Below are 13,169 nucleotides of genomic sequence, written 5' to 3' on the forward strand. Positions count from 1 at the left end.
TCTCTTTCACCGCGTCACGGAGCGCGCCCACCAGCTCCTCGGCCGAGCCCGCCGACACACCACCGCCCCCTTCGGAACCCTTCACGACTGCGCCCCTTCACGTGCCAGAGAAATCAATTCCGCAATTCCCATGCCATCGATCACGTCGTCGTCCGGGCCGGACGGAGCCGAAGTCCGTCGCGCTGTGGTGTTCTCGGCGCCGATCTCGGCGCTATCGATATCGACCAGCGCGCCGAGCAGATACGAGATGATCGCGGCCGGCCGCGGATGGTCGAACACGAGAGTGGACGGCAGTCTCGAACCGGTCGCCAGGACGAGGCGATTGCGCAGATCGATCGCGATCAGCGAGTCGAATCCGAGTTCCTTGAAAGCTCTTCGCAGGTCGATGGATTCGGGACGCGACTGCCCGAGAACGGCCGCGACCTCGGCGCGCACGATATCGGCCACCAGCCGTTCCCGGTCCTCAGCCGCCGGTAGTTCGGCGAGCCGTCGCCGTAGCCCGGACGGCGCGGCGGGCGCGTCCGCGCTCGACCGGGCGCGGCCTGCCAGATCCCGCCACATCGGGGGCGGTTCCGCCGCACCGCGACGCAGGGCGGTCAGATCCATGCCCGCGGGGACGACCGTGGCGCGCCCCGCCGCGAGAGCGGCATCGAACAACGCCAGCGCCTTCTCATCGGGCATCGGAACCAGACCGCGCTGCGCCATCCGCCACCGGTCGGCCGCCGACAGGTCGCCGGTCATCCCGCTCGCCGAGGCCCACAGCCCCCATGCCATCGACACCGCAGGCAACCCGGAGGCCCGGCGCGACGACGCCACACCGTCCAGGAAGGCATTCGCCGCCGCGTAATTGCCCTGGCCCGCGCCACCCAGCACACCCATGATCGACGAAAACAGCACGAATGCCGAGAGATTCGCCGTCGCGGTCAACTCGTGCAGATGCCATGCCGACAGTGCCTTCGCCCGGAAGACCTCGTCGACCTCGTCGGCCGACATGCCCGTGAGCGTCACATCGCGGAGCACTCCCGCCGCATGCACCACCGCCGATACCGGCGCAAGCGCGGCCCACGCGCCCGCGAGCGCCGTCCGGTCCGCGACGTCGCACGCCACCACATCGACGCGCGCGCCCATACTCTCCAACTCGCCCACCAGATCCGGCGCGCCCGGCGCCGACAGTCCCCGGCGAGACATCAGCACCAGATGCCGCACGCCTCGATGTCGCACCAGGTGCCGCGCGAGCAGCCCGCCCAACATCCCCGTGCCGCCGGTGACGACTACCGCGCCGCTCCCCAGTCCGGGACCGGTCGAACCCTCATATGCCGCAACATGATCCAGCCGAGGAACCGAGACCCGACCTGCACGCACCAGCAACTGATCCTCGGAATCCGGTAGCCGCAGCCGACCTCGCCCGTCCAGCAGTCCGTGCCCGTGCAACAGACCCGGCAGCCCGGCAGACCCGCCCCCATCGGCAGACCCCTGCACGCCGTCGATATCGACCAGGACGAACCGCCCGGGGAATTCCACCTGTGCCGAACGCACCAGGCCCCACACCGCCGATCCGACGACATCCGATACCGCCGCCCCCACCGCGCCCGTGGTCAGCACCACCAGCCGGGAGCCGTCGAAACCCTCCGCGTTCACCCACTGCCGCACCACATCCAGCACCTGCCCGACCGCGCGCAGAGCGGCGTCGGCTGGCGTCCTGGCGACGACCTGGACGGTGTCGGCGGCGACGGACGCGGCTGGCGCGCTCGGCGACCCGACAGTCGCGGGCACACCGGTCCGAGCGGCCGGCTCGCTTCCGATCGCGCGCGTGTCGAGCACCGCCGCGCCGCCGGTCACCTCCGAGGTAGCTTCACCGGTCCATTCCGTCCAGGGCACACCGGTACCCGATTCCGCAGGGAACCAACGCACTTCGTACAGCCCGTAGTCGGCGGTCAACTGCCCCCGCTCAACGGGGCGCATGGTCAGAGAATCGATCGTCAAGACGGGTTCGCCGTGCTGATCGGTGACGATCAGCATCACGGTGTCGACCGCTACCCGTTTCATCCGCACGCGCAGCACGGATCCGCCGGTCGCGTACCGCCGGACACCCGCCCACGCGAAAGGCAGGACGGTTCTCTCCTCGCCGCCGTCATCGCCATCGCCATCGAGCAGCAGCACCGCTTGTACGGCGGCGTCCAGCAGGGCCGGATGCACCCCGGAATATTCGCCGGTCGTCGCCGCGACGGGCAGCTCCACCTCCGCGAACAGGTCGCCATCGGCCCGCCAGACGGCCCGCAATCCCTGGAACGCCGGACCGTAGTCGTATCCGCGGTCGGCGAGCCAGTAATAGCAGGTGTCGACGGCGACCATCTCGCCGTCCTCGGGTGGCCACGCCGTCGAATCGCGCTGCGGGCGGGCCGAATCGTCGATTCCGAGCGTCCCGCTTGCGTGCCGGATCCACCCGGCCGCCGACCGGTCGTCCGCGCGGGAGAAGACGCCGATCCGGCGCCTGCCTTCGACAACGTCCCCGAGCACCACCTGCACGTCGACCGCTCCCACGGCGGGCAGCATCAGCGGCGCGGACAGAACCAGTTCCTCGATCATGCCCAAGCCGATCTCCTGACCGGCGCGCAGGGCGAATTCGATCAGCGCGGTGCCGGGGAGCAAGACGGTGCCGTCGATCGCATGGTCGGCGAGCCACGGGTGCGTCGCGCGCGAGAGCCGCCCGGTCAGGACGACCGCGGCGTCGCCGTCCGCGATATCCACCGCAACAGCCAGCAGCGGATGCGCCGCGGCACGCAGCCCGGCCGCGCGCGGATCACCGAAACGGGTAGTCGACGCGGAATCAGCGCCCAGCCAATACCGTTGCCGCTGAAAGGGATATGTCGGCAGTTCGATGACGCGCGCACCCGACGCAGCGAACACACCGGTCCAATCCACCGGGGCACCGTGCACGTACGCGGTGGCGAGACTGGTGAGCAGCCGCCGGTGATCGTCCGCGCCACGAGTCAGCGTCGGGACGGTCGCGATCGGCACGCCGAGCTCTTCCGCGGTTTCCTCGATCGCGGTGATCAGGACCGGGTGCGGGCTGACCTCGATGAAGAGCTGATGGCCGCCGGTGAGCAACGCGCGCACCGCGCTGTCGAATCGCACCGTGTCACGCAGATTTCGCCCCCAGTAGTCCGCGTCGAGCGCGGTGGCGTCGACCTGCGCGCCGGCCACGGTGGAGAAGAAGGGCACCGCCGCCGCCGTGGGAACGACGGACGCGACCGCATCGGCGAGATCATCGGCCACGGTCTTCATCTGCGGGGAGTGGAAGGCGAAGTCCGAGACACTGCCGCGGGTACGAATACCGTCGGCTGCGCACGCACGGGTGAACGCGGCGATCTCGACCGGATCACCCGAGACGACGACCGAAGCCGACGCGTTCACCGCGGCGATCCCGAGCCCGTCGGTGAGCCGATCGCGCACTTCCCCAGCACTCAGCGCAACCCAGACCATCGCCCCCTGACCGCACAGCCCGGACGCGGCGAGTACGCGTCCGCGGGTCGCGATGAGCCGGGCCGCGTCGCTCAGCGAGAGCATGCCCGCCACATACGCCGCGGCGATCTCACCTCGGGAATGCCCGATGACGGCGGCGGGGCGCACGCCGTGCGACTCCCACATCGCGGCCAGCGACACACTCACCGCGAAGAGGACGGGCTGGCCGATATCGACACGGTCCGCCGACGGCGCGCCATCCGCGCCTCGGATCACCTCGAATAGTGACCAGTTCGTATGCGGCGCGAGCGCTTTCGCGCATTCCGCCATCTTCGCCGCGAAGACCGGCGAGATGTCCAGGAGGCGCGCGGCCATACCGGTCCACTGCGTCCCCTCGCCGGAGAAGACGAAGACAGGTTCGCCGGACACGACCCGGCCACGTATGCCACCCGCGATCGACCGGCCCTCCGATATCGCACGCAGGCCGTCGATGAGTTCGTCCCGATCGTGGCCGAGCACCACACCCCGGTGACCGAGAGCGGCCCGTGTGCTCACCAGCGACCAGCCGACGTCGACAGGATCCAGATCCGCGGCAGCGTCCGCCAGGTCAACGGCCAGCGCGGCCAGCGCCGACTCGCTACCGGCCGACAGCACCCACGGCATCGGATCGTCGCCGCGCTCACGGCGCGCCGGAACGGCTGTCTCGCTGTTCTGTCCGGGATATTCGAGGATGACGTGCGCGTTGGTCCCGCTGATCCCGAACGACGACACAGCCGCCCGGCGCGGCCGGTCCACCTCCGGCCACGGCTGGGATTCGGTCAGCAACCGGACCGCACCCGACGACCAATCCACCTGCCGCGACGGCATATTCGCGTGCAATGTCCGTGGCAGCACACCGTGCCGCATAGCCAGCACCATCTTGATCACTCCGCCGACTCCCGCGGCCGCCTGGGTGTGCCCGATATTCGACTTCAACGAGCCCAGCCACAACGGCCGCCGCGCGGGCCGGTCGCGGCCGTAGGTCGCCAACAGCGCCTGGGCTTCGATCGGGTCGCCCAATCGAGTGCCCGTCCCGTGCGCCTCGACCACATCGACATCCGCGGTGGTCAACCGGGCATCAGCCAGCGCCGCCCGGATGACTCGCTGCTGTGCCGGACCGTTCGGCGCGGTCAGACCGTTCGACGCACCGTCCTGGTTGACCGCCGAACCGCGCACCACCGCCAGCACCGGGCGCCCCGCGCGCCGCGCCTCCGACAGTCGTTGCACCACGAGCAGTCCCACCCCCTCGGACCAGCTCGTCCCGTCGGCGGCATCGGAGAAGGACTTGCATCGTCCGTCCGCCGCCAGCCCCTGCTGACGCCCGAACTCGACGAACATGCCGAGGGTGGACATCACCGCGACGCCACCCGCGACGGCGAGCGAGCACTCACCGTCGCGTAGGGACCGGACCGCCAGATGCAGGGCGACCAACGACGACGAGCACGCCGTATCCACCGTCACCGCGGGGCCTTCCAGTCCGAGCGCGTACGCGATACGCCCGGACATGACGCTGGCGGTCGTGCCGGTCAACCGGAAGCCCTCGAAATCCGCGACCGGCTCGTGCAACCGAGGCCCGTACTCCATGGCGGTCCCGCCGATGTACACCCCGGCCCGGTCGCCCCGCAGGCTGTCGGGCCGAATTCCTGCGTGCTCCAGTGCTTCCCAAGCGGTTTCGAGCAGCAGCCGCTGCTGCGGGTCCATTGCGGTGGCCTCGCGGGGGCTGATCCCGAAGAACTCGGCGTCGAAATCCGCCGCACCGTCGAGGAATCCGCCGCGCCGCGCCGCGCCCATCCGGTCGCTGTCGCCCGGCGACGCGAGTTCCCAGTCTCGATCGTCGGGATAGTCGGAGATGGCGTCCACACCGTCGGCGACCGCCTGCCACAATCGCTGCGGTGAGGTGATGCCGGACGGAAACCGGCACGCCATGCCGACGATGACGACGGGATCGTCCTCCTCGACCGGCTCGGACTCCGATGCGGTCCCGGCCCACGCGGCAATCGCGCCCGACGTCTCGGCGCCCGACGTCCGCAGCCCGGCCGCAGCGATCAGCATGCGACGCACGTGTGCGATCAAGGCATCGGGCGTCGGATAGTCGAAAATTACTGTGCCGGAAAGGCGTACACCCGTCCGACGGACGAGCGCCGCACTCAGCTCCGCCCCCATCCGGGAGTCGAGCCCGAGCTCCTTGAAGGTGCTGCCGGTCGCGACGCCTGCCGCGTCGTCGTGGCCGAGCACCAGCGCCAACTGTGATCGGACCAGTCCTGCGACATCCCCTACCGCCTGCGACACGGACTCACCCGCCGACACCGGTTCCGGCTCCCTCGCAACGGCTTCGTCCCGCGTCGACCCCGGCTCGCCGGAGTTCGCGATCATCATGTCCGGCCCCGGAACACCCGCGGCGGTATGCGATCCAGTCATTCTGTCGATGGGTGACTCGGTGAGCCAGTGGCGGCGGCGTTGGAAGGCATAGGTCGGCAGGTCGATCCGGCGCGCACCCGTACCCGCGAAAACCTCGTCACCGTCGATCGTGATGCCGTTCGCGTGCGCCGTCGCGAGCGCCATCACGAACCCGTCGATCCCAACCCGATCGCCGCCGGGAATACCTGCCACACAACCGTTTCCGCCCGTCCGGCGCACCGCTTCCCGCACACGGCCCGCCAGCACCGGTTCGGGGCAGATCTCGACGAAGTCGGCGTGACCGTTATGAAGCACGGTCGAGACGGCGGCCGCGAATTCCACCGGCTCGCGCAGATTCCGGAACCAGTACTCGCCGTTCAGGACCGTGGGATCGACCAGACCACCGGTGACCGTCGAATAGAACCGGATCCCGGTGGGCAGCGGCGCCACCTCCGCGAAGGCATCCCGTAGCTCGGTACGAAACCGCTCCACCTGGGCCGAATGGCCCGCGAAGGCCACACCGGGAACACGCCACGACAGGATCCCGTCGCGAGCCAGCTCGGCGCCGAACCGATCCAGCGTCTCCGGATCACCCGAGATGACGACCTCTCCCGGCGCGTCGACCTCCGCGACCGAGAGCCCGTCCAGCGACGCCAACCGGCGTGCCGTCTCGGCGAGCGGTGCGGTCACGGCCAGCAACGCGCCGCCGCCGACGAGCCCACTCAGCGACCGGCTTCCCAGCACCACGACGCGCGCGCCATCGTCCAGCGATATCGCGCCGGCCACGCAGGCCGCGGCGATCTCACCCGGACCGTGGCCGACGACAGCGGCGGGCACGACGCCGTACGAGCGCCAGAGCTCCGCCAGCGACACCGAGACCGCGAACAGCACCGGCTGCGCCACATCGACCAGGTCGAGCCGCGGCGCGTCCGGCGCACCCCGCAGCACGGCGGTGAGCGACCAGTCCACATACCGGCCGATCACGCTCTCGCACTCCGCTATTCGTGCCGCGAACGCTGGCGCCTCGTCGAGTAACCGAGCCGCCGTCCCGTTCCACTGCGACAGCCTGCCCGGGAAGACGAACACCGGCCCCGTGGCCGACCCGGCCACACCTTCGACCAGACCGTCGTCCGACCGGCCCGCCGCCAGCGCCGCCAGGCCTCCGAGCAGCGTCGCGCGGTCGCGCCCGGCGACCACGGCGCGGAATTCGAAGGCGGTACGGGCGGTGAGCAGCGACCAGCCGATATCGGCCGGGGTGCATCCGTGATGGTCGATCAGGTACGCGTGCAGCCGGATCGCTTGATCGCGGACCGCCTCGGCGCTGCGTCCGGACAACGGCCACAGCACCGGGACTGCCCCCGCCGCGGGTATCGGCTCGGTACGCTCGGCAGCGGTTTCCCTGGACGCTTCCTCCACGATCAGGTGGACATTGGTGCCGCCGAGCCCGAAGGCGCTCACTCCCGCCCGGCGGATGCCGCCGGTAGCGGGCCACGGTTCCAGTTCGCGCTGTACGCGCAGATTGAGCCGATCCAGCGGGATCGCCGGGTTGGGTGTGTCGTAGTTGAGGCTGGCGGGCAGTGCCTCGTTCTCCAGCGACAGAATCACTTTGAGCAATCCTGCGACACCCGCGGCGCTCTCGAGGTGACCGATATTAGTTTTGACCGACCCGACCCGAAGCGGCCGGTCGGCAGGTCGAAAGGCGCCGATCACCGCACCGAGCGCGGCCGCCTCCACCGGGTCACCGACCGCTGTTCCGGTCCCGTGCAGTTCGACGTACTGCACATCCCGCGGAGTCACACCGGACCGCCGGTGCGCGAGCTCGATGACCTCCCGCTGGACTTCCGACGCCGGAATGGTGAGCCCGGCCGCGGCCGCGCCGTTGTTGACAGCCCCGCCCCTGATGACACAGCGCACCCGATGCCCCTCGGCACGTGCCCGATCGAGCGGCTCGAGCAGTACCAGCGCACCGCCCTCACCACGGACGTATCCGTTGGCCCGTTCGTCGAAGGTGTAACTGCGCCCGTCCGGGGACAGTGCCCCCGCGGCGGCCAGGGCCAGCGCGGTGTCGGCGGCGAGATTGAGGTTGACCCCGCCCGCCAGCGCCGCGGTGCATTCGCCCGCGCGCAGACTCTCGCATGCCTGATGGACCGCGACGAGTGCGGACGACTGTCCGGAGTCGATGATCTGACTGGGCCCGCGCACGCCGAGCAGATAGGACAATCGGTTCGCGATCATGCTGCGCAGGGTGCCGGTGGTCGTGTGGGTGGTGACGCCCGCCGGACCCGACCGGCCGCGGAGCACGGCGTAGTCGTCGAGTGCCGCGCCGATGAATACCCCGGTCCGGCTGCCGGATAGCACAGCCGGTAGCACTCCGGCGTGTTCCACTGCCTCCCAGCCCAATTCGAGCATCAGACGTTGCTGCGGGTCCATCGCGGCGGCCTCGCGCGGTGAGATGCCGAAGAAGCCCGCATCGAACATGCCCGGATCATCGAGGAACGCGCCCCACCGTGCCGCCCCCGCCCCCGGGGCCGCGGCGAGGCCCCAGCGGTCCGCCGGGACCTCGCCGATCGCATCAAGGCCTGCCGCGAGCAGTCGCCAGAACGCTGCCGGATCCTCGGCTCCGGGGAGCCTGCACGAATATCCGACCACTGCAATGGGAACGATGGAATTCATGAAACCGATGCCTCGAATTCCTCGGCAATGCCGATATCGACTTCCTTTTACCATGACAAAGACAGTCGGTGCTTTTTCCGCCGCTGGAACATGATCATTCCCGGTCCCGATATCGTCCCGATATCGTCCGGCGAGACCCCTTGTCGCGGCGGAGTCGACCGATCCGTCGATAGCTGGAAAGAAAATAGATCGGCCGAGCGCGGACGCCCGATTCCGGCCGATCAATTCGAGAAGAAATACGCAGCGGGAGAAAAATAATGACCTTGGGTTATCTGTTCGGCGGTGGCGTCGGAAGCGAGCCACGCGGCGTCGACCTGCACCGCGCCTATACCGGCGTTCGAAATCTCTACCGGCAGGTCGCGGAGTGGACCGGTCTGACGGTCGGCCAGATCCTGAATGATGACCTTCCCGAAGCGCCAGAGGCGCGACAGAGTGTGGCCACCATCCGCGAGTCGGTACACGCCGTCGCGGTGCACGATGTGCTCGCCGAGAAGGGCCTTCGACCGGCGGCGCTGGGCGGCCTGAGCCTCGGTGGCATGTCGGCCGCCTGCCTGGCCGGGTCGATCAGCCGCCGGGCACTGTTCGAGATGCTGGCCCACGCCCGCGACACCCCGAACCAGCCGTCCGGCACCCCCGAGCAGGGACTCGCCCTGGCATTCGAACCGATCGGCGACGATACCGGCCGCTATCGCGGCGAGGGGTGTCCCGGCGTCTACCTGGCCGGACAGTTCGGTCCGACCACCGACGGCACCACCCGCATCCTCATGCTCTCCGGCGAGCGCGCGGCCCTGGACCGGGTCGGCGCGGAACTGCCGGAGGGCACCGTGATCCCGCTGCCCGGCCGCTCGATGGCCATCCACTCACCCCTGCGCGGCGGTTTCCGCACCTTCATGGCTGGCTATATCAACGCCATGCCGTTCACGGATCCGGAATTGCCGTTGATCTCGTGCCTGGACCGCAAAGTGCTGATGACCGGGGCCGATGTCCGCGACACCTTCCATCGCAACCCCACCACCCCCGTCAGCCTGCCCTACATCTACGAGGCCATGAAAGACGAGGGTGTGCGCCTCGGCCTGATCATGGGCGGGTCCATCCCAGACGGAGTACTGCGGTTCCCGTTCCCGGTCGTGCACGTCGACCGCCCCGAACACATAGAACAGGCGCTGACCACGGTCTTCGAACTCGGAATCGACGTCTTCGCACCGCGGGTGACGCGATGACCGCCGTCTCCGATCCGCGCACCGCAGAATGCGACGCCCTGATCCAGCGCTGGCTCGACACCGGCCTCGACGAGTGGACCCGCCAGGTGGTGCGGCGGACATTCGACCCGGCGACCGGCGCTCCCTACTGGTTGCGCCGCGCACGCGAGCTCGACTTCGACCCCCGCGACATCACCCGCCACGATCAGCTCACAGCCTTCGGACCGTTCCCGCTGGACACGCTGCGCTCCCTGGACCCCACCGAACTCGTACCACTGGCCGTGCCCCGACCACTCATCGGCCGGATGTGGGACACCGGCGGCACCACCGGCACCCCCTGCCGCGTCTACTACACCCCCGACATGCTGTTGCATCGCGGAGCATGGCGCCGATGGTCCTTCGTCACCGAGGGTTTCGAATCGCACCGCACCTGGCTACAGGCGACCCCGACCGGGCCGCATCTGATCGGAAACGGCACCTGGGAAGCGAGCGAACTGCACGCCGGACTGGTCTATACCATCGATATGGACCCGCGGTGGGTGAAACGTCTCATCCGGGAAGGCCGCTTGGTCGAAGCCAACGAGTACAGCGTCCACTTGGCGGAGCAGATCGCGGACGTTCTGCGCCACGGCCGTGTCGACTATGTCAACACCACCCCCGCGCTGCTACAGGTACTCGCGCGCCGCTACCCGGACCTGGTCGCGGATCTGCGCGGCGCCCGGCTCAGCGGCACCCAGGTCAGCCCCGACCTGTATCGCGACCTGGTCACCGCCCTCAACGGCGGAATCTGTGGCCGCAGTTACGGCAACACCTTCGGCAACGGCGCGGGCCTGCCCGCCGAACACGACGGCGAAATACTCCCCTACGTCCCCAACTACCCCCAGGTCACCATGTCTGTCGTCGACCTCGGCGACTGGTCGGCGACAGTCTCTTACGGCGCGCCAGGCCAGGTCCGCCTGACCGTCCTGCACGAAGACCTGTTCCTCCCCAATATCCTCGAACGCGACCAGGCCCTCCGTTACGACACCGGCTCCGATTGGCCCTCCGACGGCGTCGCCAACGTCCGCCCGCTACAGATCACCAATACCGCACCGGAGGGACTCTATTGAAATGCGTGAGGAGCCACCAGGCGCCCGCCCTTCGGGCGAAGCTCAAAACCCGTAGCACGGGGTCGTATATTCGCTGTCAGCTACGCTCACCGCGTGAGTACCGACGCCGGGCGGATCCGCGCCGATGTCCTGCTAAAGAGTCTGCCGCGGCGGGTGTGGCAGCCACTCTCGACGGTTTGACGGTGCCAAAGGCCCTCGCCTCTACGACTAATGTCCTGGCCCTGAAATCTTCGCTGTAATTACCTACAGTTTTGTGGGTCGTGGGTTTCTGGGCGTGGTGGTGAGTTCGTTCTCGATGAGGACGAGCGGAACGCAACCAACGCCGCCAGATCGAGCGTGAACAAGTCGTCGCGGTCGCCGGTGCCAGGCGGGAGATAGAGGAATGCTTCCAGGCTGCCAAAGATCAATGCGGCCAGCAGGTGCGACTGGGCGGCCAGTTCAGATCGACCGTGCAACTCAGTTGCGGGGATAGCGTTTGCTGGCTCGGGGTGCCCACCAGCCATTCCACCGTGCACCGGCCTGAGGGTGGTCGTGGGTCCGGTCGGCGCGGCGATTCGCCGGGCAGGGATACCGGCCCCGGAGTCGAGCGGGCTCGTCCGGCTGGACGGACCGGCAACTGATACCAGCCGGACGAGGTGAGCCCGGGAGGGAGGTAGAACCGCGTCGGGTCTCGGCCGGCCCGCCGCTTCAGGCACAACCGCCGCATCTCTCCGTGTGCGGGGCCATGCCCGCAAGTGATTCGGACTCGCGCCCGCGGTGGATGAGAAATCGCTCGGACACACTCGTCTGCGGCGGTGGCGAGATCCCCGGGGATTTCATCTGGCGTTCACCGCGTTCCCCAAACAGATCTGGCGACAGATCTGGTCCAACAACCCCCAAGAACGATTGAACAAGGAAATCCGGCGCCGCACCGACTGCTCGACGGATCCGAGATCACCGCCCCCAAGAACCGTGACGGCGCGATCGAAGCCGTCCGCGCCCTGCCTGTGGCCCGAAATAACGCCGTCAAAGCCCAGTCCATCGCGATCAACGCGCTACGCGCACTGATCAGCACCAGCTCAGAAGAACTACGCAGCCAGCTACGCTCGCTCTCGCGCGCCCGGCTGATCGCCACCTGCGCCGCATTCGATCCCGACCTCGCAACTCTGTCCGACCCGATCGAAGCGACCAAACTCGCACTGCGCTCACTCGCCCAGCGCATCACCGACTCCAAGATTCATGCCGATCAACTCAAAAAGCAGCTCGCCAAGCTCCTCGAACAGGTCGCCCCGCACACCATGGCCGTGTTCGCGCTCGGCCCGGACACCGCTGCGGCACTGGTCATCTCGATCGGCGACAACCCAGACCGGCTCACCTCCGAGGCCGCCTTCGCCCGTCTCTGCGGCGTCGCGCCGATCCACCGCGGCGGCGACCGCCAGGCCAACCAAGCGCTACACACCGCCGTCATCGTCCGCCTGCGCTACCACGACAACACCAAGGTCTACGCCGCACGCCGAAAGCGCGACGGAAAGACCACACCCGAGATTCTTCGCTGCCTCAAACGCTATCTCGCACGAGAAGTGTTCCGCGCCTTACGCGCCGACTACCAGAAAATCGCGGCTTGACATCTATAGGAGCGTCCCGCGCGATCTCCCGCAGCGCGTCCTTCTCCAACTCCGCATCCGCCAGCAACCGCTTCAACCGGGCGTTCTGCTCCCGCAACTCCTTGAGCTCCTTCGCCGCCTCGGTATCCACGCCACCGTACTGGCGACGCCAGTTGTACAACGTCGCCGCCGAGATCCCCAACTCCGCAGCGATCTCCTCCTCGGACATACCGGCCGCCGCCAACTCGTCGGCGCGGCGCAGCTTCCGCACGATCTCCTCCGCGGAATGCCGCTTGCGTCCAGCCATGATCCCTATCGTCCCTTCCGACCCCTACCAGGGCCAACAGGACTCTAATACCGAGCGGTCTCATTTACTGGGGACGGGCCACGTTGAGCCAGGCGAAACTGCGTGCCACCGGCCAGCGAACGACGCCGAGGCCGGATCCGTAGCTGGTGCCGCGGCGGGCGATGACCGGGACGATTCCGCAATCACGCAGAAGTCGGCGGTATTTGTCGTAGTCGTAGCCGCGGTCGGCGTAGAGGTAGCGGGATCAGTTGTGTGACGTCGTGACGGTTTCCGCCGGTCAGCCTCACCGCGAGGGGTGTCCCGTACGAGTCGGTGATCAGATGGTGCTTGGAACCGGGTTTGGCCCGGTCGACTGGGCTGGGACCTGAGGTTCACCCAAGGCCGGGTAGTTAGTGTTTTC

The 13,169-nt window shown here is 68.5% G+C and carries 4 protein-coding genes and 3 pseudogenes; 4 read left to right on the plus strand and 3 right to left on the minus strand.

Annotated features, from left to right (window positions below):
• Positions 1–81 precede the first annotated feature (81 nt).
• Positions 82–8,544: pseudogene (locus OG225_RS15225) on the minus strand (type I polyketide synthase); the annotation flags it as partial.
• Positions 8,545–8,828: 284 nt separating this feature from the next.
• Here OG225_RS15225 and OG225_RS15230 point away from each other — a divergent pair.
• The 4 genes and pseudogenes from OG225_RS15230 (at position 8,829) to OG225_RS15245 (ending at position 12,483) form a co-directional block, all read left to right on the plus strand.
• The gene (locus OG225_RS15230; RefSeq protein WP_405182251.1) at positions 8,829–9,791 is read left to right on the plus strand and encodes an ACP S-malonyltransferase; all 963 of its coding nucleotides are present in this window, start codon (positions 8,829–8,831) and stop codon (positions 9,789–9,791) included.
• Entirely contained in the window at positions 9,788–10,879 is a 1,092-nt protein-coding gene (locus OG225_RS15235) for a hypothetical protein (protein WP_405182252.1), read from the plus strand. The genes OG225_RS15230 and OG225_RS15235 overlap by 4 nt, the downstream gene beginning before the upstream one ends.
• A 756-nt stretch (positions 10,880–11,635) precedes the next feature.
• Positions 11,636–11,794, plus strand: a pseudogene (locus OG225_RS15240) (transposase); the annotation flags it as partial.
• Positions 11,795–11,865: 71 nt separating this feature from the next.
• On the plus strand, positions 11,866–12,483 hold the full coding sequence (locus OG225_RS15245; protein WP_405182253.1) for a transposase: 618 nt from the start codon (positions 11,866–11,868) through the stop codon (positions 12,481–12,483).
• Here OG225_RS15245 and OG225_RS15250 read toward each other — a convergent pair.
• Both OG225_RS15250 and OG225_RS15255 read right to left on the minus strand, forming a co-directional pair.
• A complete protein-coding gene (locus tag OG225_RS15250; protein ID WP_405182254.1) occupies positions 12,416–12,769 on the minus strand; it encodes a transposase in 354 nt (117 codons plus the stop codon). The two genes, OG225_RS15245 and OG225_RS15250, sit on opposite strands and share 68 nt — an antisense overlap.
• 82 nt (positions 12,770–12,851) lie before the next feature.
• Positions 12,852–13,134 (minus strand): annotated as a pseudogene (locus OG225_RS15255) (transposase); the annotation flags it as partial.
• Between the last annotated feature and the right edge of the window lie 35 nt (positions 13,135–13,169).

This window comes from Nocardia sp. NBC_01377, assembly GCF_045040005.1.
GTDB classification, from domain to species: domain Bacteria; phylum Actinomycetota; class Actinomycetes; order Mycobacteriales; family Mycobacteriaceae; genus Nocardia; species Nocardia noduli.

Excerpts from the sequence above, each read along its gene's own strand:
- OG225_RS15230 (WP_405182251.1), top strand. The coding sequence starts at position 8,829 with ATGACCTTGGGTTATCTGTTCGGCGGTGGCGTCGGAAGCGAGCCACGC.
- OG225_RS15235 (WP_405182252.1), top strand. The coding sequence starts at position 9,788 with ATGACCGCCGTCTCCGATCCGCGCACCGCAGAATGCGACGCCCTGATC.
- OG225_RS15250 (WP_405182254.1), bottom strand. The coding sequence starts at position 12,769 with ATGGCTGGACGCAAGCGGCATTCCGCGGAGGAGATCGTGCGGAAGCTG.